The 23,134-nt window shown below is 38.1% G+C and carries 23 protein-coding genes; 3 read left to right on the top strand and 20 right to left on the bottom strand.

Annotation, left to right across the window (positions count from 1 at the left end):
• The first annotated feature begins 2 nt into the window (after nucleotides 1–2).
• The gene (locus JL102_RS21185) at nucleotides 3–1,154 is read left to right on the top strand and encodes a pyridoxal phosphate-dependent aminotransferase (RefSeq protein ID WP_202246474.1); all 1,152 of its coding nucleotides are present in this window, start codon (nucleotides 3–5) and stop codon (nucleotides 1,152–1,154) included.
• 4 nt (nucleotides 1,155–1,158) lie between these two features.
• Complete coding sequence (locus tag JL102_RS21180; protein ID WP_202246473.1) at nucleotides 1,159–2,010, top strand: prephenate dehydrogenase; 852 nt, start codon at nucleotides 1,159–1,161, stop codon at nucleotides 2,008–2,010.
• Here JL102_RS21180 and JL102_RS21175 read toward each other — a convergent pair.
• The 3 genes from JL102_RS21175 to JL102_RS23885 all read right to left on the bottom strand — a co-directional run bounded on the left by JL102_RS21175 (nucleotide 2,003) and on the right by JL102_RS23885 (nucleotide 6,021).
• On the bottom strand, nucleotides 2,003–5,290 hold the full coding sequence (locus JL102_RS21175; RefSeq protein WP_202246472.1) for a sensor histidine kinase: 3,288 nt from the start codon (nucleotides 5,288–5,290) through the stop codon (nucleotides 2,003–2,005). The two genes, JL102_RS21180 and JL102_RS21175, sit on opposite strands and share 8 nt — an antisense overlap.
• Before the next feature lie 53 nt (nucleotides 5,291–5,343).
• The gene (locus tag JL102_RS21170) at nucleotides 5,344–5,820 is read right to left on the bottom strand and encodes a glycine-rich domain-containing protein (RefSeq protein ID WP_202246471.1); all 477 of its coding nucleotides are present in this window, start codon (nucleotides 5,818–5,820) and stop codon (nucleotides 5,344–5,346) included.
• Between the two features lie 72 nt (nucleotides 5,821–5,892).
• Nucleotides 5,893–6,021, bottom strand: a complete 129-nt coding sequence (locus JL102_RS23885) for a hypothetical protein (protein ID WP_262896891.1) — start codon at nucleotides 6,019–6,021, stop codon at nucleotides 5,893–5,895.
• A gap of 344 nt (nucleotides 6,022–6,365) precedes the next feature.
• On the opposite strand from JL102_RS23885, the gene JL102_RS21165 reads away from it, so the two are divergent.
• Nucleotides 6,366–7,850: a dihydrolipoyl dehydrogenase family protein gene (locus JL102_RS21165; protein WP_202246470.1), complete on the top strand. Its 1,485-nt coding sequence runs from the start codon at nucleotides 6,366–6,368 to the stop codon at nucleotides 7,848–7,850.
• Here JL102_RS21165 and JL102_RS21160 read toward each other — a convergent pair.
• The 17 genes from JL102_RS21160 to cysS all read right to left on the bottom strand — a co-directional run bounded on the left by JL102_RS21160 (nucleotide 7,847) and on the right by cysS (nucleotide 23,016).
• Nucleotides 7,847–8,314, bottom strand: coding sequence for a hypothetical protein (locus tag JL102_RS21160; protein ID WP_202246469.1), 468 nt, complete (start codon nucleotides 8,312–8,314; stop codon nucleotides 7,847–7,849). The two genes, JL102_RS21165 and JL102_RS21160, sit on opposite strands and share 4 nt — an antisense overlap.
• Nucleotides 8,314–9,024, bottom strand: a complete 711-nt coding sequence (locus JL102_RS21155) for a YebC/PmpR family DNA-binding transcriptional regulator (RefSeq protein ID WP_202246468.1) — start codon at nucleotides 9,022–9,024, stop codon at nucleotides 8,314–8,316. The genes JL102_RS21160 and JL102_RS21155 overlap by 1 nt, the downstream gene beginning before the upstream one ends.
• A 66-nt stretch (nucleotides 9,025–9,090) precedes the next feature.
• On the bottom strand, nucleotides 9,091–9,516 hold the full coding sequence (locus JL102_RS21150; protein ID WP_202246467.1) for a DoxX family protein: 426 nt from the start codon (nucleotides 9,514–9,516) through the stop codon (nucleotides 9,091–9,093).
• Between the two features lie 314 nt (nucleotides 9,517–9,830).
• The gene (gene hisIE, locus JL102_RS21145) at nucleotides 9,831–10,430 is read right to left on the bottom strand and encodes a bifunctional phosphoribosyl-AMP cyclohydrolase/phosphoribosyl-ATP diphosphatase HisIE (RefSeq protein WP_202246466.1); all 600 of its coding nucleotides are present in this window, start codon (nucleotides 10,428–10,430) and stop codon (nucleotides 9,831–9,833) included.
• On the bottom strand, nucleotides 10,431–11,183 hold the full coding sequence (hisF, locus tag JL102_RS21140; RefSeq protein WP_202246465.1) for an imidazole glycerol phosphate synthase subunit HisF: 753 nt from the start codon (nucleotides 11,181–11,183) through the stop codon (nucleotides 10,431–10,433). It abuts the gene before it with no gap.
• Nucleotides 11,176–11,898, bottom strand: a complete 723-nt coding sequence (gene hisA / locus JL102_RS21135; RefSeq protein WP_202246464.1) for a 1-(5-phosphoribosyl)-5-[(5-phosphoribosylamino)methylideneamino]imidazole-4-carboxamide isomerase — start codon at nucleotides 11,896–11,898, stop codon at nucleotides 11,176–11,178. Before hisA ends, hisF begins: the two co-directional genes overlap by 8 nt.
• Nucleotides 11,895–12,482, bottom strand: coding sequence for an imidazole glycerol phosphate synthase subunit HisH (gene hisH / locus JL102_RS21130; protein WP_202246463.1), 588 nt, complete (start codon nucleotides 12,480–12,482; stop codon nucleotides 11,895–11,897). The genes hisA and hisH overlap by 4 nt, the downstream gene beginning before the upstream one ends.
• Nucleotides 12,483–12,494: 12 nt before the next feature.
• Complete coding sequence (gene hisB / locus JL102_RS21125; RefSeq protein ID WP_202246462.1) at nucleotides 12,495–13,616, bottom strand: bifunctional histidinol-phosphatase/imidazoleglycerol-phosphate dehydratase HisB; 1,122 nt, start codon at nucleotides 13,614–13,616, stop codon at nucleotides 12,495–12,497.
• A gap of 46 nt (nucleotides 13,617–13,662) precedes the next feature.
• Nucleotides 13,663–14,697, bottom strand: a complete 1,035-nt coding sequence (hisC, locus tag JL102_RS21120) for a histidinol-phosphate transaminase (RefSeq protein WP_202246461.1) — start codon at nucleotides 14,695–14,697, stop codon at nucleotides 13,663–13,665.
• Nucleotides 14,698–14,701: 4 nt separating this feature from the next.
• Nucleotides 14,702–15,988: a histidinol dehydrogenase gene (hisD, locus tag JL102_RS21115; protein ID WP_202246460.1), complete on the bottom strand. Its 1,287-nt coding sequence runs from the start codon at nucleotides 15,986–15,988 to the stop codon at nucleotides 14,702–14,704.
• Between the two features lie 15 nt (nucleotides 15,989–16,003).
• Nucleotides 16,004–16,864, bottom strand: a complete 861-nt coding sequence (gene hisG / locus JL102_RS21110; RefSeq protein WP_202246459.1) for an ATP phosphoribosyltransferase — start codon at nucleotides 16,862–16,864, stop codon at nucleotides 16,004–16,006.
• A gap of 232 nt (nucleotides 16,865–17,096) precedes the next feature.
• Nucleotides 17,097–18,077, bottom strand: coding sequence for a M23 family metallopeptidase (locus JL102_RS21105; protein ID WP_202246458.1), 981 nt, complete (start codon nucleotides 18,075–18,077; stop codon nucleotides 17,097–17,099).
• A 272-nt stretch (nucleotides 18,078–18,349) separates the two neighbouring features.
• Nucleotides 18,350–19,378: an oxygen-dependent tRNA uridine(34) hydroxylase TrhO gene (gene trhO, locus JL102_RS21100; protein WP_202246457.1), complete on the bottom strand. Its 1,029-nt coding sequence runs from the start codon at nucleotides 19,376–19,378 to the stop codon at nucleotides 18,350–18,352.
• 140 nt (nucleotides 19,379–19,518) lie between these two features.
• Nucleotides 19,519–20,148: a hypothetical protein gene (locus JL102_RS21095; protein WP_202246456.1), complete on the bottom strand. Its 630-nt coding sequence runs from the start codon at nucleotides 20,146–20,148 to the stop codon at nucleotides 19,519–19,521.
• Nucleotides 20,141–21,154: an amidohydrolase family protein gene (locus JL102_RS21090; protein ID WP_237390689.1), complete on the bottom strand. Its 1,014-nt coding sequence runs from the start codon at nucleotides 21,152–21,154 to the stop codon at nucleotides 20,141–20,143. The genes JL102_RS21095 and JL102_RS21090 overlap by 8 nt, the downstream gene beginning before the upstream one ends.
• Before the next feature lie 119 nt (nucleotides 21,155–21,273).
• Entirely contained in the window at nucleotides 21,274–21,510 is a 237-nt protein-coding gene (yidD, locus tag JL102_RS21085; RefSeq protein ID WP_202246455.1) for a membrane protein insertion efficiency factor YidD, read from the bottom strand.
• A 6-nt stretch (nucleotides 21,511–21,516) separates the two neighbouring features.
• Entirely contained in the window at nucleotides 21,517–23,016 is a 1,500-nt protein-coding gene (gene cysS / locus JL102_RS21080; RefSeq protein WP_202246454.1) for a cysteine--tRNA ligase, read from the bottom strand.
• Nucleotides 23,017–23,134: the final 118 nt, after the last annotated feature.

Raw genomic sequence — 23,134 nt, 5'->3', positions numbered from 1 at the left:
ATATGATAATTTCAACAGCTGATCGGCTCGGACAGGTAAAAGAGTATTATTTTTCTCAAAAACTAGCTGAGGTACGTAAAATGCAGGCGGAAGGTAAAGACGTTTTAAACCTTGCCATTGGTAGTCCTGATCTTCCTCCTGCGGCAGCTGTCCTAAATAGGGCTTCTGAAGAATTATATAAGCCCGTGAATCATGGTTATCAGTCCTATGCTGGGTTGCCTGAGCTAAAAGAGTCAATCAGTCAATGGCTCCAAAAAGTATTTGAGGTGAAGCTGGATGCAACTTCTGAGATACTTCCTCTGATAGGTTCTAAAGAAGGAATAACTCACATTTCCTTAACATTTCTAAATCCTGGAGATCAGGTATTAGTGCCGGAGCTTTGTTACCCTGCTTATGGTGCAGTGGCAGAAATGTGTGGTGCAGAGGTTATTCGTTTTCCTCTGTTGGAAGATAATGGCTGGCAGCCCGATTGGCAATATCTTCAGGAATTAGATTATAGCAGAATTAAACTTTTGTGGCTTAATTATCCACATATGCCTACAGGTCAGCCCGCTGATTTTGATACTTTGAGCCGCTTTGTACAATTGGCTAAAGAAAAGCAAGTGTTGCTTTGTCATGATAATCCTTATAGTATGATCCTTCCTTCAGGTAAACCTATTAGTATATTTTCAGTGCCAGGAGCTAAGGAAGTAGCATTAGAGCTCAATTCAATGAGCAAATCGTTTAATATGGCAGGCTGGCGTATAGGCTGGGTAGCAGGAAGTAAAGATTATATTCAGGCTATACTTAAGATAAAAAGTAATGTAGACTCAGGCATGTTTAAACCTATGATGCTGGCCGCTGTGGAGGCATTGAAGCTGGGAGATGAATGGTTTGACAGTATAAATAAAGTATACGCTCAAAGAAGAGTAAAAGCACAGGCCATAATGGATAAGTTGGGTTGTACTTATAGTGCAGATCAGCAAGGAATGTTTGTGTGGGCACATATACCTGATGATGTTCATAGTGCCGAAGATTTAGTGGAGCGGCTTTTACATGAAAATCACGTTTTTATTACCCCGGGTTTTATCTTTGGCGATAAAGGTAAAAAGTATGTGCGCATATCATTATGTAGTGGTGTGGAGGTGTATGAAGAGGCATTAAAAAGACTTTAATAATATGAAAATAGCTTTAGTAGGAGTAGGCCTTATTGGAGGATCTTTCTCCTTAGCAGTAAAACGTAGAAGGCTTCATGTAGAAGTTATCGGCGTTGACAAAAACTCTGATAATATAAAGAGTGCCTTACGACTGGGTATTATTGATAGGGAAGCTAGCCTTGGAGACGCTATAAAACAGTCAGATGTGGTAATATTAGCCATTCCAGTAGATGCACTCACTTCTCTTTTGCCTCAGGTTCTGGATATGGTAGATGATCATCATTTGGTCATTGATTTTGGATCTACAAAGGGGGCAGTATGTGCTTCTGTGGTAGCTCACCCCAAGCGTAAATGCTTTGTAGCGGCTCACCCTATGGCAGGTACTGAGTATTCGGGGCCTGAGGCCGCCTTTTCAACTCTTTTTGAAGATAAAATCATGATACTCTGCGAGGAAGAGAAGAGTGGGGAAAAGCAGCTTAATTTGTTTCAAGAAATATGTAAAAATCTGGCCATGAGAGTGGTGACTATGAAGCCTGAAGATCATGATTTGCATATTGCTTATGTGAGTCATTTGAGTCATATATCCTCCTTTGCTCTTAGTACTACTGTGCTGGCCAAGGAGAAGGATGAGAAGCATATTTTTGCAATGGCAGGGTCTGGCTTTGCTTCTACCGTACGTTTAGCTAAAAGTTCACCCGCAATGTGGTCTCCTATTTTTCGACAGAACCAAGAGAATTTATCAGGAGCGTTAGAAACGTATATTGCCCATTTGCAGAAATTTAAAAAAGCGCTGGATGCTCAAGATGCAGAGATTATGGTGGGTTTTATGAAGGAAGCCAATAAAATAAGGCCAATTATCGATGGTATTAAGTAAGGCTCTCCGCTAAGCCTATCTGTACAGTGAAGGTGGTGAAGGTGTTTACTTTACTTTCTACTGTAACCGAGCCATTCAATTTTTGTAAAGCCAGCTTTACCAGGTAAAGACCCAGCCCGCTACCATTATGAATATCATTGGCTTTGTAAAACATATTAAAGACCTTTTCCTTTTGGTCGGGTTCTATGCCAATGCCCGTATCTGTGACCGTAATCATAAGGTTCTTGTCGTTTTTTCTAATGTTGATGTGTATGCTGTGCTCATCACGTGATTGCCTTTTATAAACTATAGCATTTTCCAGCAGGTTGCTTAGTATAATGTTAAGTCTGTATTTGTCATGTTTGATGCATAAGTTGTCTTTAAAATCGAAGGTATATTTAGTGTTGAGGTCCTGATCATCCAGGTGCTTCAGGCTATGTTTAATATCACTTAATAAGGTGGCGATATCTATTTCCTCTATAACCACTTCGGCCGTCATGAGGTCATGCACCTGAGTGAGCTTAGTAAGGGTGCCTTTCATGTTGTTTGCCGTATAATCAATCAAGTGGAGATAATTTTTGGTGGGGCCATCCTCAATTTCCAGCTTGGCCAGCGTAGTAAGTCCGCTAATTCTGCTTATGGGGCCTTTGAGGTCGTGTGAGGCTCTATAAATAAAGTGATCAAGCTCTTTGTTAGTCTTTTGAAGTTCTGTGAGCATGGCTTGGATCTCTTTGGTTCTTTCTTCTACCTGTAGTTCAAGGTTTCCGTTGAGCTCTTGTAGTGCTAGATTAGTTTGATAGGTTCTTTTTTGAGCCTGGCTAAGCTCCAGATTTTTGGCTTGTATATCGTCTCTTTGTACTTTTATCTGCTCGTATTGATTTTGTAAAAGGTTCTTTTGTTTTTCGATCTCTTTTTTCTGACTTATTACTTCAAAGGTTCTGTCAGCTACTATAAGCTTTAGTTTTTGACGCTGCATGCGCACTCTATAGGTATAGGCAAGTACTACTCCCCAGATCAGGAATGCTAACACTATGGCATACCCAAAATAAGCCCACCATGTCATATACCATGGAGGTAATATGGTAAAAGAGTAAGTGGCTTCCTTACCCTCAATTCCGTATATATTTTTTGATTTTACGTGAAATACATAATCTCCGGGAGGTAAATGACTATATTCTTTTTTATGGTTAACATCCCAGCGAGACCATCCTTTATCTTCGTTTTCCAGATAGTGGCTAAATACATTACCTTCCGGCACCTCATAAAAGGAAGCGCTATATTGAAAAGATATTTCATTATGTTCATAGTCTAGTTTAGGAATAAACCCCTTTGTCTGTTTTGATACTAAGGAAGGAATAATTTCGGCTGCTTCATTAGGACTATAATAGTGGCCTAGAAAAACGGCAGAGTCCTGAGAGGTTACCCTTCTTATAACGGTTGGGAAGCTCTTACTATAGTCTTTTTTTATGCGGTAGTCAAATGTATAAAGCCCATTGCTTCCAGCAATCCATAAGGTACTATCAACATAATATGTCAAGTCAATGGATATGTTAGGAATCCTTTTAAATGGGGTTGTGATTTCCTCACCATTTTCTGAGAGGTGAACTAGTTTGTTGTAATTGTGCTCATCGATAGTAGAAAGAATAATACCTTTTTCTGATTCTGTAGCATAGGTGATTTTGTAGGGTGTTTTGGAAATAGACGTATCCGGAGAGAATGTCTGGTCTTCTGGGTTGAAATGATAAAAACCTTTGCTGGTGGAAAATATTATTCTGTCTTTTATATTGAAAATATTAATGTCATTAACATCAGGGAGTCCGTTGCTTGTTGTGTATTTGTTAATTATTACAGAGTCTCTATTAACATGGTCTAGCTTATACACACCATCAAATTTAGAATGGAGCCATATGGTGCTGTCATTTATTTGCATAATATCATTGAAATGACGCACTCCCATTTTGATTTTCTTCTTTATCTCAGGTGTTTCTTCTGTCCTTGCTGAAAGAATGTTTAACTGACCAAGAGAACCAATAATAAGGTTGTTTTTCCAATGGCTGAGATTAGATATTAATCTGATTTCGGATACCTTTTGAAGGTTTTCTTTTAGTTGATAAAGGCCAACTTCGCTGCCTATCATTAATTTACTATTAAAGACTATTAAGCTCCAGACTTTTGCGTTAATGCCTGGTACTTTTTCAATAGAATTACCTTTTATCAAAAAAAGCCCTGTAGTAGTGCCCATGTAGACAGAGCCTTTCCATTTAATTAAAGATAGGATAGAGCCGGTTTCATTACGAATGTCTTTAGAAATTTTTAAAGGGGAGGAGGTTTCAAAATGTGATATATTTTCCTGAGAAGCACTCCACAGGTTTCCGTAATGATCAAAATACAGTTTTTTGATCGTTTGATTTTCAAGAAAGCCAGTTTTTAATGGATTGTACTGAGGGGTTAAGAAGTACAGGCCTTTGCCAAGCGTTCCAATAGCCTTATTATATTTTTGAGGCGGATTGGAGCTACTAGCGAAGGAGCTGATCACTGATTCAGGAGAGGCATTGTTCAGTTTTTTTGTGTATCCGTTTTTGTATGAATAGAGAACATTTTTGTTGGTAGCAATAATGAGTTGATGGTCTTTTTCATCGATATATGCAATATTTTCAGAAGTAAGCCGGTCCGTGCCTTTTAGTTTTTTTAGTGTATTATTCTCAAGCTTATAAATCCCATTTCCAAATACATAGGTATATACTTCATCTGCTACTTCAAAAAGTCCGCCAAACGGTCCTTGGTCGCTCTTGATCTCAAATATGGAATCATTTTTCACGCCTACTATGCACTGATTTGAATAAAAGTATGTGGTCTCGTGGCTATGTTTTATATCAAACCAACTTTGTGTTTGGTTCTCTTGAGAAAGCTTGCTATTTAATGATTCAAAGTGAAGTTTACCTTTATAATCTGGTTGTAAGTATCCTAGATCTCCTTTCGAACCAACAAATATTTTACCGTTGGTATATGCTATGGATAGGCAAATGTTTTGACCAGCTAGAGGAATAAGCTCCCAAGTGATGCCATCAAAAATTAGTACGCCTTGGTAGTTGGCGAAATAAAATAGACCATTTTCATCTTGAGTAATAGACCAGTTAGATGATGATGCATTATAGTCTGAGGCAGTATAAGTGGTAAATGGAATGTTTTGAGCAAAGGATAGGGTACTCAGAAAAAAGCAAAATGGTAATAATACCCACTTAATACGCGGTATCAGGTGAAGGGAGAAATCTTGATTACGAAAAAAAAAAATAGCATCCATTAAGGTTAATGGATACTAAAATACTTTAACTGGTGGTAAAAGAAAAAATGAATTTAATATTTTCTTATCTGCTTAATATAACTAGCAGTATATTTTTGAGGAATTGCCTCATACCACTTTAGTAAAGTCTCTGCCCCTAGGTAATCATAAATTAGGCTGTATTGCTTTTCTATGATTGCTTCGTAAGGGTTCGCATCGATATTTTCCCTAATTAGCTTATCTCTTTCGGCCTGCTCCCTTTTGCTGGTGGGGTGATGATGAATGAATTTATTGAATTGTTTTTTGCAAAATTTCGTATACACACTCGTATATAATATGAAAGTGTGCCACATCTCATCAATGATCAGTAAAGGGCCATCAATAAAAAGATTAAAGCCTTCTTTGTTTATGCATTGGTTGGCTAACCAAAGCCATTTTTTCGTTTCAAAAAAAATCTCTCGGGCTTCTTCCTCTGATACGTTGTATCTATCTATAAAGCCTTCTATCACTAACTCCTCATTTTCACAATCAAGATACTTTTCCAGTTTCATTTCTTTAGCATTAAAATTTCAAAAAAAATATGGGAGCCACTTGTTTAGAGTGACTCCCATTGGTTTTGTTTATTAATCTCCTACCACAGTGCACTGTATCAGGCAAGGGCTGCTAAAATTGTCTTTGTTGTTTTGCATTAATTTGGAAATTAACTCTTCTTTCTTCTGCGTTTCCTTACTTTTAGTTACTACCGTTTTCATTTTGTAAATAGTTTAAATAGTTATAAATGTTATGTAATGCAATATTATATCTATTTAGATCTATGGTCAATAAAAAATATAAGAATATTTTAAAGAAACATAATAAATGTTATAAATATTTTATATTAATCAATAATGAAATGTATAGTAGAAATTTTAATGCAAATAATAATATTAGCATTATTCATCAAAATATCTACTAATGTAAGATTTAAGTAAGAAATAATATTGATTTTAATTTTATTGTTTAAGTTGTAACTTTCATGTAACTCAATTTGTATTTATCTCTTAGAAGTGAAGTAAAAATATTATGATATAGTATATTTATATAAGAGACTTTGGTTATGGAAAAGTATGATATAGTAATTATTGGTGCAGGGCCAGCAGGATATGCTGCAGCTATGCGGGCCATTGATTTTAAGAAGAAGACTTTACTGGTAGAAAAGGAAAGTATTGGTGGTGGTGGGGTTGCTAAAGGTGCCCTTTCTTCTAAAACTTGGTGGGAAATTTCAAGAGATGTTCATTTGGTAAGCCGACACCTGAGCAGATTTAATCTGGAGCCCCCAGATGCTGACTTTAATGAGATTAAAAGAGAGGTTTTAAAAGCTGTAAGTGAAAGGCAGACTATGCTTTTAGATAATATGACTTCTCTTATAGATACTCATTTGAGTGATTTACTTACTTACAGGGAAGGTACAGCTCATTTACTTACACCTCATCAGGTGCAAATAACTGATACAGATGGTAAGGAACAAATTGTGGAGGCCGAGTATATCATCTTAGCTACTGGTAGTAGGCCTAGAAAGCTACCAAATATACCTATCGATGAAAAAATTATTATTACCAGTGATAGTATAGAAAAGCTGGATGATTTTCCTGAAAGCATGGTAATAGTGGGTGCAGGGGTTATCGGTTGTGAATTTGCCACGATATTCTCAGGTTTTGGAAAGACTAAAGTTCATCTCATAGATAAAGGAGATCATATTTTGCCATTTGAAGATGAGGATGTGGTGAATGTTATAGAACGTAACATGGAGAACAATGGAGTGCATATTCATCGAAATTCGCAGTTAGTGAGGATGGAAGTAATGCACGGGAGGGTAGAGTATGAACTTGAATATACAGATGGTTCTAATGAGGTTTTTAATGTAGAGAAGGCACTAGTAGCTGTTGGGCGTGTGCCTAATTATGAAAATCTGTGGAGCGATAATGTAAATATTACTTTAAATCAGAGAGGAGTAGAAGATAATCAGACTCAAACTAGTGAAGGTAATATTTATGCAGTAGGTGATCTAACAGCAGATATAGCTTTGGTTAATGTGGGAGAGTTGGAAGGCCGGTATGCCGTTGAACGTATTTTTGGAGATCCTGCTCGGAATCTCATGTATGAAAATATTTCTACCATTATGTTTTTGAACCCAGAAGTAGCTGGCGTGGGACTAAATGAGCAACAGGCTATAAAAAAAGGTATTTCTTATAAAGTGGTAACTCTTGACTACCGTTGTATTCCCAGGGCAATAGCTAAGAGAAATACGCAAGGTTTTATAAAGCTATTAGTAACTAATGATGATAAAATGCGTCTTTTAGGTATGAGGGTAGTTGGGAATCAAGCCTCTAGTGCTATACAAGCGGTAGCCTTGCTGATAAGTATGGATAAAGGTGTGGAAGAGTTAGCTGAATGTGTTCACCCTCATCCTTCTATTACAGAGGGTATTCAGGAGTGTGCTAGAATGCTGATGGGAACTTCTTTGCTTAAACCAGAATCTTTGAAGGGACACCTCAGTGCACGTGTACACATTAATGGGGCTTATGAAGATATTTTAGCTTAGGCTAATATTTCTTTTTCCTGATCAGGGGTAAGCCTCAGGTCATAGCTGATCTTTTTTAATACGGGTCTGTTAGAGTAAAATTGCAGTAAAATAGCTGGAATAATTATAAGTATAAAGCTATTGCCTAAGATGTAAGCTATTATGCAAGTGAGGATCCCTGGTATTTCAAAAAACGAATCTCTAATGATAAAAGCACTTTTATAAGCTTTAAATTTCACAGATAACGGTTTTTGATAGTGTTTCTTAAGCATTTGGGTGTATATGATATTGCTTATAGGCAATATCACTACCATGGCCAATAATGGCAGGTATATCAAATAGTCTATAGTCTGGCCTGGAGCTATTGCTGGTTGGTTCATGTTAAGGGAGAATATTGCTAATCCTCCCAGTACCATGGGTAGTGCAATAGCCCAGTGGACTATGTTAAGACTTTTTAACTGTTGTGCAAAACTTGAAGCTTTCATTAAGCTATGTTAGTGTATACTGCCTGAACGTCGTCGTCGTCTTCAACCTTATCAAGCATTTTTTCAATTTCTTCCATCTGTTCTTCAGAGAAGTCTACAGGTGTAGTAGGAAAACGTTGTAGAGATGCTTTTGTTACTTCAATATTCAAATCTTCCAAAGCTTTTGAAATACTTCCAAATTGAGTGTAATCTCCGTAAACATATACTTTGCCTTCCTGCTCTTCTATTTCTTCCATTCCTGCGTCGATAAGCTCCAATTCTAATTCTTCCAGGTCCATGCCTTCAGGTTTATCAAACTCAAATACAGCATTTCTGTTGAACATAAATTCTAAAGACCCTGAAGGTACCAAGCTGCCGCCAGCCTTATTGAAGTAAGACTTTACGTTAGCTACCGTTCTGGTGGTGTTATCTGTGGCGCATTCTACAAAAACAAGAACGCCGTGAGGTCCTTTGCCTTCATAGTTAACCTCTACATATGCATCAGCGTCTTTGCCATCTGCTCTTTTTATAGCAGCATCGATGTTGTCTTTTGGCATGTTTTGACCCTTAGCATTTTGGATGGCTGTCCTTAACTTGGCGTTCATGTCAGGATCAGTGCCTCCTTCTTTGGCTGCTACCGTGATGGCTTTGGCCAGTTTAGGAAATAGTTTGGACATCTTGTCCCATCTTTTTTCTTTGGCCGCTCTGCGGTATTCAAATGCTCTTCCCATAAGTAATAGTTTTAGAATCGCGAAATTATAATTTCCCAAGATAATCAGGAAGTAAAAACTATACTTTTAACGATATCCTTTCCTGTTCATTTTCTGATCTATAGAGAATTTTCCACTACCAAATACCAGAAGAGTAATATATATGATCATATATAAAAGCGGGAATTCTTGTTTAGCAAAAGGATCATTAGCGTGAATCACAAATATAGCAGTAAGCATAGTAATAATTAGTGGGATAACAGCCAACCTGGTGGCTAAACCTAAAATAATGAAAGCAGAGCACACTACTTCTGCTATTACAGCTAATGTTAGAGAAACGGTTGGTCCCAGGCCTAACCAGTCTAAAAATTGAATATCACCACCTTCTAAAAGCATGGCAAGTTTTGGTAAGCCATGGTTCATCATTAACGCACCTATGGAAATTCTAAGTAGAAGTAGCCAAATGTTGGCGAGATTATTATTAAAGGTAGTATCAAAAAGATTGCTTTTCATCGGAATATAATTTTGATTATAAAAGAAAGCTGATTAAAAAAATATGTTATATACCTCGAAAATAATTTATTTTTCACAATCTAGCGAATAATTCGTCTTTTGTTGTGCTAAATCCATTTAATGATTAGATGATTTATGCTAAAAGTTGAGATTCTAATAAAGGTAATCAAGTGAGTTTGTGAAATTTTAAGGAGATAGAATAACACTAATGCATGGAGTGGTGCAATAAAAAATACCCGCGTTTTTTCTTTTATCGAACATAGCGTATTTGCTATGAATGTATAAAATCGAAAAAGCGGGTAGTAGTGTTATGTTTAGCTATGTCTTTCTTTTAAAACTTCTATCACATCATTCAATTTGAAATCTTTTGCAGCTAGCAGCACAAGGTAATGGTACATAAGATCTGCTGCTTCGTTTAGAAAAAGAGTTTTGTCATCATCTTTAGCTTCTATAACGAGCTCCACGGCTTCTTCCCCTACCTTCTGAGCCACTTTATTAATGCCTTTATTCAGTAGAGAGTTGGTATAAGATTCTTGCTTAGGGTTGTTTTTTCGATCCTGAATAGTCTCTTCAAGAAACCCCAGGTCCGTTGAGGTGTTAGGTTCGTCTCCAAAGCAGGTATCATTGCCTTTATGACATACAGGGCCTACGGGAATGGCCTGAATAAGTAGTGTGTCATTATCACAATCGAGTGCCATGCTTTTTACTTCTATAAAATTGCCGCTGGTTTCTCCTTTGGTCCAAAGTCTTTCTTTGGTTCTGCTATAAAAAGTTACTCTCTTTTCTTCTTTGGTTTTGTTAAAGGCCTCATCGTTCATAAAGCCTACCATCAATACCTTTTTGGTATAAGCATCTTGTATTACTGCCGGAAGCAGGCCATTGAGTTTTTCGAAATCAGGTTGTAAACTATCCATTTATCTTACTGCTATATGGTTATCTTTTAAATATTTTTTTAATTCCTGAATGCCTATTTCCTTGAAATGAAAAATACTGGCAGCCAGTGCGGCATCTGCTTTGCCTTGCTCAAATACGTCTTTAAAATGAGGCATAGTACCCGCTCCGCCAGAGGCAATTATGGGAATACTTACTTCGCTGGCCATTTGGCTCAGAGCTTCATTGGCAAAACCTTGCTTCGTCCCATCATGATCCATGCTGGTGAAAAGTATTTCGCCCGCCCCCCTTTGTTCTACTTCTTTAGCCCAGGAGAAGAGTTCTTTGTCGGTAGGTTTAGATCCTCCGTGAGTATGCACAATCCATTTGCCTTCTACATAGCGAGCATCAATGGCCGCCACAATGCATTGACTCCCAAATTCAGCGACCAGTTCATCAATTAACTCAGGCCGTTTAACAGCGCTGGAGTTAATAGAAACTTTATCAGCCCCGGCATAGAGTAGGGGAGCCACATCTTCTACATGACTAATACCGCCACCTACGGTAAAAGGAATATTCAAATGTTTGGCGATGTCTTTAACTAATTCTTTGAAGGTTTTTCTTCCTTCATTAGTGGCGGTTATATCCAAAAACACCAATTCGTCAGCACCTTGTTCTGCATAGAGGGCTCCTAGTTCTACAGGATCTCCTGCATCTCTTATGTTTACGAAGTTAACGCCTTTTACTGTACGTCCATTTTTTATATCGAGGCAAGGTATTATTCTTTTTTTAAGCATTTTGGAGTTCGTTTAATTCTTTAAGAGTCACCTTTCCTTCATAAATGGCTTTGCCTAAAATAGCACCTTCTAGTCCGGCAGCCTTAAGTGCTTTTAAATCATCGATGTTGCTTACGCCGCCACTGGCTATGAGTTTGATGTTAGGAAAAATATTGAGCAATTCCTGATAAAGCCTCAGATTAGGCCCTGTAAGCATGCCATCAGTGGCTATGTCTGTACAAATTACTTCTTCCAGACCGTCATCCAAATATTTATGTAATAGGTCTTCTATGGAAAGGGTGGTTTGTTCAGTCCACCCGCTTACTGATATCATTCTGTCTTTTACATCAGCTCCCAATATGAGTTTCGATGATCCGTATTTTTCCAGCCATTCTGATACTTTCGTTGGGTTTTTTATGGCGATACTACCACAAGTAACTTTAGCGGCACCGTTATCAAATACTTTTTCTATGTCGGCATTCGTTTTTATGCCACCACCAAAATCTACCACTAAAGAGGTGTTGCTGGTGATTTTTGCAAGTACTTCTGTGTTGATTACCTTTCCGGCTTTGGCTCCGTCTAAATCCACTAAATGTAAGTACTGAAGTCCAGCGTCTTCAAATGATTTAGCTACTTCCAGAGGATCTTCATTATATATTTTCTTTTGATCGTAATCTCCCTGTGTTAATCGTACACACTTGCCGTCAATGATATCTATTGCAGGTATTATTCTCATAATTTGATAAAGTTTTCTATTATTTTAGCTCCCTGAGCCGCTGATTTTTCTGGGTGAAATTGCGTGGCGTAGAAGTTATCTTTTTGTAAGGCAGCACTGAACGGTAAAATATAATCACAAGAGGCTACGGTTTCTTCTACTACCGGCGCATAGAAGCTATGTACGAAGTAAACATGCTTGTCTTCTAAGTCATTATTAATCCATGGCTGAGTAGTGTTATATAAAGTGTTCCACCCCATGTGAGGCACTTTTTCAGAGGCATCGGTTGGGAATTTTTTCACTTCACAGTCAAAAATGTTTAGGCAGTTTACATTTCCTTCTTCAGAATATTTACACATCAGCTGCATGCCTAGACAAATGCCTAATACGGGCTGCTTTAAAGAAGGTATTAGCTGATCCAGTTTCATTTCTTGCAGATGCTTCATGGTGGAGCTGGCTTCTCCTACACCAGGAAAAATCACTTTGTCTGCAGCCCTTATCTCATCAAAATTATTGGTAAGGATAGGCGTGATGCCTAGTCTTTCTAATGCGTAAATTACAGACTGGGTATTGCCTGCATTATATTTTATTATGGCAGTTTTCATGGTCAGTTGATTTTACAACACACCTTTGGTGCTGGGGAGTTGGAAATTATCTTTATCTTTTCTTACAGCCATTTTTATTGCTTTGGCGAAAGCTTTAAAGATACCTTCTATTTTATGATGCTCATTATCTCCTTCTACTTTTACATTCAGGTTGCAACGGGCGGCGTCAGAAAATGACTTAAAGAAGTGATAAAACATCTCTGTAGGCATTTTTCCTACCATTTCTCTTTTAAATTCAGCTTCCCAAACGATCCAGTTACGTCCTCCAAAGTCAATGGCTACTTGCGCTAGAACGTCATCCATCGGCAGGCAGAAGCCATATCTTTCTATACCTTTTTTACTGCCAAGTGCTTGAAGAAATGCTTCTCCCAAAGCAATGGCTGTATCTTCAATGGTATGGTGTTCGTCTACGTTTAAATCTCCATTCACCTGAATGTCAAGATCTATCAGGCCGTGCTTAGCTATTTGCTCCAGCATATGATCAAAAAAATCAATACCTGTATTTATTGCGCTTCTTCCATTGCCCTCCAAATTAACAGTAATGGCAATATCTGTTTCTTTCGTGGTTCTTTTAATGCTGGCTTTGCGGGGCTGCTCTTGAAGTAACTCGTAAATTGCCTGCCAGCTGGTAGTAATTAAGGCGCAGTGGTCTTCAACATTATTGGTTTTTACCTGCTCTTTTAAACTGCCATCGTTAATGAAAATACCTTGCGCACCCAGATTTTTGGCTAATATCACATCGGTGATTCTATCGCCAATAGTGTAAGATTTTTCAAGATCATATCCACCTCCAGTGTATTTACCTAAAAGAGCTGTTCCCGGCTTGCGGGTAGGCTGGTTATCTTCTGGTCTGGTTCGGTCTATAATAATATCTTTAAATGTGATGCCTTCGTTTTTTAAGGTTTCCAGCATGCGGTTATTGGCAGGCCAAAAGGTGTCTTCAGGAAAGGTTTCTGTACCCAGACCATCTTGATTAGTAACCATAACCAACTCATAGTCTAGCTCACGGCATATTTTACCCAGCCAGGTGAAGACGCCAGGGTAGTATTCTAATTTTTCAAGGCTATCGATTTGTTCGTCTTCCGGTTCCAGAATTAAGGTTCCGTCTCTATCTATAAACAAAGCTTTTTTCATATCTGTATGGTTTATCTTGTGCGTTGAGATGAGGCTAATGCTCATTTCATGGTTGATAGTTTTTTATGGCTGTGATAAGTTTTTGATTTTCTTCTGGGGTACCTACCGTTATTCTAAGGCAGTTATCTCCAAATCGAACTTTTCTTCTATCTCTTACAATAATTTCTTTAGCTATGAGATAATCAAAGAGTTGCTTAGCTTCTTTAAACCTAACTAAAAGGAAATTACTGTCTGAAGGGAAAATATGCTCAGTTATCACAAGTTTGGTAAGCTCATTTTGCAGCCACTCCCTCTGTTGAAGTATAAGCTTAATTTCTGCCTTTACTTTATCCTCGTTGTTCAGAGCTTCTAGAGCAGCTTTTTGAGTTAAAATGTTAATGTTATAAGGTGGCTTAACCTTATTGATTAGGCTTATGATTTCTTCAGAAGCGAAAGCCATTCCGAGCCTTAAGCCAGCCAGCCCCCAGGCCTTAGAAAAAGTTTGCATTACAATTAGACTAGAATAGTTTTCTAGTTTTTTCGTGAAGCTTTCTGATAAAGAGAAGTCGATATAAGCTTCATCTACTACAACTATGCCTTCAAATGATTGAATAAATTTTTCTACTTCAGCACTGTCTAATGCGTTGCCAGAAGGGTTATTAGGTGAGCATAAGAAGGCCACTTTAGTGTTTTCATCGGCTTCTTTTAACATATTCTCAGCTATGAATTCGAAGTTTTCACTAAGCGGCACTTTTATCACTTCTATGTTATTAATACCTGCTGATACCTGATACATTCCGTAGCTGGGATCTGAAATGATAGTCTTGTCTTTCCCTGGCTCGCAAAAGATTCTAATGATCAGGTCAATAGCCTCATCACTGCCATTACCCAGAAAAATCTGAGAGGGTCTAACAGATTTGATAGGTGCCAGATTTTCCTTGATAGCTCTCTGATATGGATCCGGGTACCGGTTTACTTCCGTTTCAAAAGGGTTTTCGTTGGCATCAAGAAAGACCTCTCCATTTCCAGTAAATTCATCTCTGGCAGAAGAGTAGGGCATTAAAGCGCGGATATTAGGTCTTACTAAGTTTTCTATATTCATAGTGCTATACGCCTAATTTTTTAAGCCTTAAAGTAACAGCATTCTTGTGTGCTTGCAGTAATTCTGCTTCAGCCATAGCCTCTATAGCAGGCCCCAGGTTTTTAATGCCCTCTTCCGATACCTGTTGAAAGGTAATCTGTTTCATGAAACTATCTAAGGATACACCGCTGTAAGCGCGTGCGGCTCCATTAGTAGGTAAAGTATGGTTGGTGCCAGAAGCATAGTCTCCGGCTGATTCAGGGCTGTAATTACCTATGAAAACAGAACCTGCGTTGATTACTTTTTCTGCTAGTTGCACTGCATCTTCGGTAGCCAGGATTAAGTGCTCAGGAGCATACGCATTGCTAATATTCATGGCTTCGTCAATATCTTTAACCAAGATAAATTTGCTGTGCTCAAGGCTTTCATAGGCAATTTCTTTTCTAGGTAAGTCCTCAACCTGGGCGGCTACTGCCTTTATTATGGCATTGATTACCTCTTCATTGGGAGAAATAAGTACAACCTGGCTGTCTTTGCCATGCTCGGCCTGTGATAGTAAGTCGGATGCCACAAATTCAGGATCACAAGAATTGTCGGCTATTACTGCTAGTTCTGATGGGCCAGCTGGCATGTCAATAGCTACACCATCCATGCTTACCATTTGCTTTGCAGCAGTTACATATTGATTTCCAGGACCAAAAATCTTGTCTACTTTAGGTATGCTTTCTGTACCATAGGCCATAGCTGCTACTGCTTGGGCGCCGCCTACTTTAAATATTTTGCTTACACCTACCAGTTCTGCCGTGAAGAGAATAGCAGGAGCCACCTTTCCATCAGCTCCAGGAGGCGTGCAAAGCACTATCTCTTTGCTTCCTGCAATGGCAGCTGGTATGCCGAGCATCAGTACCGTAGAAAACAAAGGAGCCGTTCCGCCAGGAATATAAATGCCTACTTTTTCAATGGCAACAGACTTTCTCCAGCAATTAACGCCTACCGAAGTTTCTATGGGTTGCTCTGACCTCCTTTGACCTTCATGAAATCTCCTAACATTAGCAGCTGCTGTTTCAATAGCAGCTTTTAACTTATCAGAAATTAAGGTAGAAGCTTCTTTTACTTCTTCTTCTGATACTCTAAGGGTTTCTAGCTTTGCTTTGTCAAACTTTTCATTGAACTCTAGCAAAGTGAGGTCACCACCGGTTTGCACCCTGTTAATGATGTTTTTAACTGTACTTTCGAGGAAATCAGTTTCAAAAACAGGCCTTTTTAATATTTCAGGTAAATCTTTCTGATCAGGGTATTTGATAATGTTCATTTCGGATAGCGGTTTTTAGATGATCATTTTTTCAATAGGTACTACTAGTATGCCTTGCGCTCCAAGATCCTTTAGTTGATCGATGATCTCCCAGAAATCATTTTCATTGATTACCGAGTGTAGTGATGACCAGCCTGCTTGCTGAAGAGGAGTTACTGTGGGGCTTTTCATGCCTGGCAGTATGTTGGTAATGGCCTCTATTGATTCATTAGGAGTGTTCAATAGTAAGTATTTGTTGTTTTTAGCTGTGTTTACCGCTTTTATTCTGAATATTAGTTTTTCTAAAAGCAGTTGTATTTCAGGGTCCAATGTTTTAGTAGAGACCAATATGGCTTCAGACTTCATTACTGTTTCTACTTCTTTCAGCCCATTACTCAGTAGGGTGCTGCCAGTGCTTACTATGTCTACAATAGCTTCTGCAAGGCCTATTCCCGGAGCAATTTCTACGGAACCGCTGATTTCATGGATGTCCGCCTCAATATTTTGTTCTTTTAAATATTGCCTTACAATATTAGGGTAGGAGGTGGCTATCTTTTTGCCGTTTAGAGATTGAGGACCTCCGTATTCTTTTTCTCTGGGAATAGCTATGCTTAGGCGGCATTTTGAGAAATCAAGCTTTTCTATTACTGATATTTCTTTTTGCTTTTCGATGTAAACATTTTCGCCTACGATACCTACATCAGCTACGCCATCTTCTACGTACTGAGGGATATCATCGTCTCTTAGGAATAGTATTTCAGCCGGAAAACTATAGCAAGATGCTTTAAGTCTATTAGGTCCATTGCTGAAGCTTAGCCCGCATTCTTTTAATAACTTTACTGACTGCTCTTGCAGTCTCCCTGATTTTTGAATAGCAATTCTAATTTTCTTGGTCATGATTCTAAATGGTCTTAAAACAAAAAAAGGCTTACCACATGGTAAGCCTTTTCTGTTTTTTTGTTAAAATATTTTTACGCTAAAACATATACCTTCCATGCATCAGATCGATGTTGAAATGATGATGGTGATGATGGTATTTGTTTACGCTTAAGTTCATTTTTTCTTATTCGATTGCTAAGTAAGTCAATAGTTGTTAATCAAACAAAATATTTCTATATAATTTTTCTCACTACATGCCTAATGATTGGTTTTCTATTGATGCCAACTCAATGATTTTTTCATATTCTGCGGCATCTAGGTCATTAAAGAAGTAGTGGATAGGATTAATCTTTTTGTCATTTTTTATCACCTCATAGTGCAGGTGTGGGGCGGTGGAGACCCCAGTGTTGCCTACGTAACCAATCATTTGCCCTCTTTTTATTTTTTGACCTTCTTCCACTATGAATTCATGCATGTGAGCATAGTGCGTTTTATAGCCAAAGCCATGATCGATTTCTACATGTTTACCATATCCGCCAAAGCTAATAGTGGTGTTAGAGACTACTCCATCAGCGGTGGCATAAATAGGCGTGCCGATGGGGGCTGAGAAATCTATACCTGTGTGTAACTTTTTTACTTTGTATACAGGGTGTACTCTATAACCAAAACCTGAAGCTAGTCTTATAAGCTTTTCATTAGATACGGGTTGAATTGCAGGTATGGCAGCTAACATTTTAGCCTTATTTTCGGCTAATTCGATAATATCATCATAGCTCTTAGATTGAATATATACCTTTCTTCGTAGCTTATCGATGTCTTCACTGAGGGATATAATATCTTCTCCGTGGATCATATCCTTGTCTCTAATTTCTTGATATCGGTCTACACCGCCTATGCCAGCATTTCGAATAGAAGGAGCAATGGGTTCCGCGCCAAGTACCATTCTATAGATCTCGTCATCTCTCTTTTCCAGTGCGATCAATATTTCATGGAGGTCATTGACTTTATCGTTAATGTTTTCGTAGTAAAACTCCATTTCAGCTACTTCATTCTTCAGGATCACCTCTTTAGGAGAAACAAAATAGCTGCTAAAAAGCATATTGAGACCTGCGGCTACGGCCACAATGAGAGAGCCTAAACCTAGAAGATTAAGGACGATGTCTTGTTTTTTGACTTTAACCCGTTCATATTTACACGTTTCCGTGTCGTAGTAGTATTTTATGCGCGCCATATCAAATAAGTATCATTTTGGCATTTAAACCTGTCCTTCACCTCAAATGAACTAACAATATTTAGCTATTTCAATAGCTTACAAAGAGTAAGACCAAGGGGTAAATAGATTCTAATTACCCCTTGTTTAGGATCTTAATCTTGCTGAATAACACTAATTTGTTCACTTCCTGAGGGAAGTCATTTATCTTATGGTTCAAATCATAAGTACAGAAAATTCACATTTTGCTGTAACATGATTCAAAGCTTTTATCAATACCTATTGAGCCGAATTTATTTTTTAAAAGTCAGCTTTTCTGAACGACCTTTTTTAAATACTTGTCTTCCTTTATTTATCCCTTGACGAATTTTCTTCTGCTCCTCTTCTGGTAAATGGATGATATCAACACACTCTTCGGAGCAGCAGCCTTCGTATTTTTCGGCACATTCTTTACATTGAATAAATAGCAGGTGACAGCCATCATTTTTACAATTAGTATGGTCATCACATGGCTTTCCGCATTGATGACAATGGCTTATTACATCATCAGAAATTCGCTCTCCAAGCCTTTCATCAAACACGAAATTCTTCCCTATGAATTTATTTTCAATGCCTTGTTCATTTACCTGACGAGCATATTCTATAATGCCTCCTTTTAATTGGAAAACGTTCTTAAAGCCCTTATGCTTATAATATGCACTAGCTTTTTCACATCGGATACCTCCGGTGCAGTACATGAGCAAGTTCTTATCCTTTTTGTCTTCCAACATATTTTCTATGATGGGAAGTGATTCTCTAAAGGTATCTACATCAGGACAAATAGCATTTTTAAAATGCCCCACTTCAGTTTCGTAGTGATTCCTCATATCCAAAAGGATAGTATTAGGATCTTCGGCCAGTTTGTTAAAATCTTCAGCAGTTAGATGAACTCCTTTATTGGTTACATCAAAGGAAGTGTCATTAAGTCCATCTGCTAAGATTTTTTTACGAACTTGTATTTTTAATTTAAAGAACGATTTGCCATCATCTTCTATGGCACTATTGAGGTGTGCACCTTGCAATTCTTCAGAATTGCTCATGTATTCCTCATACTCCTCATACCGCTCAGCAGGTACACTAATCTGAGCATTAATCCCCTCATGGGCTACGTATATCCTGCCAAAAATTCCCAGATGGCTGTAATCATGATACAGCTTATCTCTGAAGTTCTGAGGATCAGATAGTTTTACGTATTTGTAAAAAGATAAAGTGATGCGTTTTTCATCACTGGCCTTAATTTTTTCTTTAAGGACTTTTCCATTAACTCTATTATGTAAGATCATTTTGCAAGAATGTCTTTTGATTTATCCGACAAAGTTAACATTTCACCCAACAATTAACAATTGGCTAGTTGGTACCTAGTCATGCGTTAATTTGGGAAAAGGTAACCGATAAGTGAAGTAGCGGTGGTTTATAGGTTTTGTTATAATTTAGGCTTTAATTCTCCACGAAGTAATTGGTTGTATTCTTCGCAGGTAAGTAGCCCGTGGTCATCGCTATAGGGGCAGGTTTTATAAGTATCTCTAAATTGGCCTTTGGTAATAATTACTCCTTTTCCTTTGCACACCGGGCATATTACTTTGCCACTGGGGCCGCAGTCTATGTCGTAATTTATAGATAGAATGGTCTTAACTTCTTCTCTTTCGTCTTTTTGAACACCTAAAAAGCCTTGTTTTGCCTTCTCTAAATATTCAGAACATTCGTCATAATACTGTCCAGTTGTTCCTTTTAATTCTATATATTTGTTTAACCAGTCAATACTCTGGCGGTATTTTTCCAGGTGATAAGAGTTTTTTCCAAAATAAAAGCATAACTCAGTAGGTACTACTTTCACGCTAGCCAATACTTGTTTGAATATGGCATTGGCGTCCTGATAATTTCCATCTTCCATCATAGCCACACCACGATCCATATTTTGTAGTATCTGAGATCTTTCAGCCTGTTCCCGGTCCATTATAGCTTGCTGAATTTTCTCCTCTTGGGTTTCTTGAGCCAATACACTCATACATGCGATGAGTGAAAAAATACTAACAAGTAATAATTGCTTATGCATCTATATAATCTTTCTTTTCCAATTTGAGCCATTCCAACGTGGAATTGCAAAAAATATTTTCAACCACCTCCATTGGTAAATTCATTTCTTCAATAAACTTACCAATTTCCAGATCTCCCAAAGGGAAGGGGTAATCAGACCCTAAAGTTACTTTATCGGATCCTTGGGTTTCTAAAATGTATTCTAACATTTTTTTATCATGAGTAATACAATCAACCCAGAATTTTCCGATATAGTTGCGTGGATTAACGTCATTATCAATGGCTACAAGGTCAGGGCGGCACCGGAAACCGTGTTCTATCCTGCCTATTGTAGCCAAAAAAGAGCCACTGGCATGCACGAAGTTAAATCTTAGAGTAGGAAGTTTTTCCATGATACCGGAAAAAATTATGGAGCAGATGGCTCTGGAGGTTTCAGCAGGCATGCCTACAAGCCAAGGAAGCCAGTATTTAGCCATGCTGTCCATTCCCATCATGTTCCAAGGGTGTACCATTACGGCCATATCTAAAGCTTCGCAAGCTTCGAATATAGGATAAAACCGATCTTCGCTAAGGTTTTCATTATTAATATTGCTACCTATTTGTATGCCAGGAAAGCCTAATTGTTTGCACCGTTCTAACTCTTCAATAGCCAAGTCGGTATCTTGCATTGGTATGGTGGCTAATCCGATATAATTTTTAGGGTAAGTCTCTACCAGTGCGGCCATGTGGTCATTAAGGAAGCGTGAGAGGTCATGACCATCGCCTGGTTTAGCCCAGTAAGAAAACATGACGGGGATGGTGCAAACCACCTGAACCTGCGTGTGGAATTGCTTGTATTCTTCTATTCTTATCTGAGGATCCCAGCAGTTAGCTTTAATTTCACGAAAGAACTGATTGCCTTTCATCATTTTAGCTACTCCTTCTTTATGATGTTGTAAATAGATGAAGTCTCCATAACCAAATTTTTCTGTCCAGTTGGGCATTATTTCTGGAATAATATGGGTGTGCATATCTATTTTTAACATCGGTTTAGGAGCGTTAGAGATTTAGACAAATATGCTCAAATATGTTGGTATAGCCTCAAAAAGGATGGCTAAATAGTAGGAGATAAAAGAGGAGGGAGGTTTTTAGTTATATAACCTCTTTATTTTTGGTCTTTTTTAGGTACAGGATCATATCCGCTAGTGCCCCAGGGGTGGCATCTGGAAATACGTTTCATACCCAGCCAGGTTCCTTTAAAAGGCCCCCACTCTTTTATTGCTTCAATGGTGTATTGTGAGCAAGTGGGGGTGTGTCTGCAATTTTGACCCAAAAGCGGGCTTATGGCGAGCTGATAAAACCTTACCGGAATGATAAATAATATCTTCAGCAGGTTTATCATGGCTTATTAATCAATTGAAAATTCAGTGCCTTCTTTTCCATCTTTTAGGGTAACACCAAGTGCTTTTAAATCATCCCTTATTTTATCAGATAAGGCATAATTCTTAGCTGATTTCGCATCTGACCTTAAATTAATAAGCAGTTCTATAACCCCATTCGCCAAGTTATTGTTGCTTTCTACTTCTTCGTTTAAGCCTAGTACTTGCAAAATAACCCCTTGATAATGTTTGATAAGGTTATTGAAAGTTTCTTCTTTGATGTCACCAGTATTGTGATTACCTACTTTGAAGTTATTCATGAGCGTAGTGATCTCAAACAATACAGCTAATGTTTTTGCGGTATTGAAATCATCTCCCATATTTTGAAACAGGCCATCTATAAGTGAGTTTACAGAATCTTCTAGCTCTTGATTAATCTGTCCTTTGCTATAAGTGAGGTTTTTAGATACTTTCAAACCTTCCATTAACCTTTTATAGCCTTTTTCTGCTGCAATAAGAGCTTCATTGGAGAAGTCTAACGTGCTAGAGTAATGAGATTGTAGCATGAAAAACCGAACTACCATAGGACTAAAACCTCTGTCTAAAAGCTTGTGATCTCCTGCGAAAAGTTCTGAAGGTAAAAATGAATTGCCTAAAGACTTACTCATTTTTTGTCCGTTTACGGTAAGCATATTGGCATGCATCCAATAGCTCACGGGATCTTTACCTGTGGCTCCTACAGACTGAGCTATTTCACATTCGTGGTGAGGAAAAACGAGGTCCATACCACCACCGTGGATGTCAAATTGTTCTCCTAAATATTTGGTGCTCATTACGGTGCATTCCAAGTGCCAACCGGGGAAGCCTTCGCCCCAAGGAGAATTCCACCTCATAATGTGACTATCAGACGCTTTTTTCCAAATAGCGAAATCTATTTTGTTTCTTTTTTCATCTTGACTGTCTAGCGTTCGGCCACTATCCATGAGATCTTCAATTTTTCTTTTGGAAAGCTTGCCATAAGAATGAGACTTGTCGTATTTAGATACATCAAAATATACGGAGCCATTTACTTCATAAGCCCAGCCATTGGCTATGAGTTCTTTCACCATTTCAATCTGTTCTACGATATGACCAGTAGCGGAAGGCTCTATGCTTACAGGTAAAATATTAAATTGATCAAGCACCTGATGAAAGCCTGAAGTGTATTTTTGAACCAATTCCATAGGTTCTAGCTGTTCTATACGTGCTTTTTTTGCGATCTTATCTTCGCCTTCATCTGCATCATTTTCCAGGTGACCTACATCGGTTATGTTTCTAACATATCGCACTTTGTAACCTATGTACATGAGGTATCTGTACACTATGTCAAAGCTTAGAAAAGTACGAATGTTGCCCAAATGAACATCACTATACACAGTGGGTCCACATACATACATGCCTACACTCTCTTTATTCAAAGGCACAAAGGTTTCTTTTTTACCACTTAAAGTGTTGTACAGGGCAATGGGGTACTTTTCTTTTAATGACATGTATGTTTCTGGTTATTCTATAAGGCTGCAAAATTAAGAGCATTTCGCGAAATAATGAGCATTTTCTACTTTCTTTCATAATAAATGATCGGTACAGAAAAAGAATGCAAATAAATTA

It is taken from the genome of Fulvivirga sediminis (assembly GCF_016757215.1).
In the GTDB taxonomy this organism is placed as follows: Bacteria; Bacteroidota; Bacteroidia; order Cytophagales; family Cyclobacteriaceae; genus Fulvivirga; species Fulvivirga sediminis.
Note: the sequence above shows the minus strand (reverse complement) of the source record. Positions and strands in the feature narration are given on the sequence as shown.

Coding starts and splice junctions, on each gene's coding strand:
- hisH (WP_202246463.1), bottom strand. CDS start 12,482: ATGAAAACTGCCATAATAAAATATAATGCAGGCAATACCCAGTCTGTA.
- JL102_RS21150 (WP_202246467.1), bottom strand. CDS start 9,516: ATGAAAAGCAATCTTTTTGATACTACCTTTAATAATAATCTCGCCAAC.
- yidD (WP_202246455.1), bottom strand. CDS start 21,510: ATGATAAACCTGCTGAAGATATTATTTATCATTCCGGTAAGGTTTTAT.
- JL102_RS21090 (WP_237390689.1), bottom strand. CDS start 21,154: ATGTTAAAAATAGATATGCACACCCATATTATTCCAGAAATAATGCCC.
- JL102_RS21175 (WP_202246472.1), bottom strand. CDS start 5,290: ATGGATGCTATTTTTTTTTTTCGTAATCAAGATTTCTCCCTTCACCTG.
- hisD (WP_202246460.1), bottom strand. CDS start 15,988: ATGAACATTATCAAATACCCTGATCAGAAAGATTTACCTGAAATATTA.
- hisIE (WP_202246466.1), bottom strand. CDS start 10,430: ATGGATAGTTTACAACCTGATTTCGAAAAACTCAATGGCCTGCTTCCG.
- cysS (WP_202246454.1), bottom strand. CDS start 23,016: ATGTCATTAAAAGAAAAGTACCCCATTGCCCTGTACAACACTTTAAGT.
- hisA (WP_202246464.1), bottom strand. CDS start 11,898: ATGAGAATAATACCTGCAATAGATATCATTGACGGCAAGTGTGTACGA.
- hisG (WP_202246459.1), bottom strand. CDS start 16,864: ATGACCAAGAAAATTAGAATTGCTATTCAAAAATCAGGGAGACTGCAA.
- JL102_RS21180 (WP_202246473.1), top strand. CDS start 1,159: ATGAAAATAGCTTTAGTAGGAGTAGGCCTTATTGGAGGATCTTTCTCC.
- hisB (WP_202246462.1), bottom strand. CDS start 13,616: ATGAAAAAAGCTTTGTTTATAGATAGAGACGGAACCTTAATTCTGGAA.
- trhO (WP_202246457.1), bottom strand. CDS start 19,378: ATGATCTTACATAATAGAGTTAATGGAAAAGTCCTTAAAGAAAAAATT.
- JL102_RS21170 (WP_202246471.1), bottom strand. CDS start 5,820: ATGAAACTGGAAAAGTATCTTGATTGTGAAAATGAGGAGTTAGTGATA.
- JL102_RS21105 (WP_202246458.1), bottom strand. CDS start 18,077: ATGGCGCGCATAAAATACTACTACGACACGGAAACGTGTAAATATGAA.
- JL102_RS21165 (WP_202246470.1), top strand. CDS start 6,366: ATGGAAAAGTATGATATAGTAATTATTGGTGCAGGGCCAGCAGGATAT.
- JL102_RS23885 (WP_262896891.1), bottom strand. CDS start 6,021: ATGAAAACGGTAGTAACTAAAAGTAAGGAAACGCAGAAGAAAGAAGAG.
- hisC (WP_202246461.1), bottom strand. CDS start 14,697: ATGAATATAGAAAACTTAGTAAGACCTAATATCCGCGCTTTAATGCCC.
- JL102_RS21095 (WP_202246456.1), bottom strand. CDS start 20,148: ATGCATAAGCAATTATTACTTGTTAGTATTTTTTCACTCATCGCATGT.
- JL102_RS21185 (WP_202246474.1), top strand. CDS start 3: ATGATAATTTCAACAGCTGATCGGCTCGGACAGGTAAAAGAGTATTAT.
- JL102_RS21155 (WP_202246468.1), bottom strand. CDS start 9,024: ATGGGAAGAGCATTTGAATACCGCAGAGCGGCCAAAGAAAAAAGATGG.
- hisF (WP_202246465.1), bottom strand. CDS start 11,183: ATGCTTAAAAAAAGAATAATACCTTGCCTCGATATAAAAAATGGACGT.
- JL102_RS21160 (WP_202246469.1), bottom strand. CDS start 8,314: ATGAAAGCTTCAAGTTTTGCACAACAGTTAAAAAGTCTTAACATAGTC.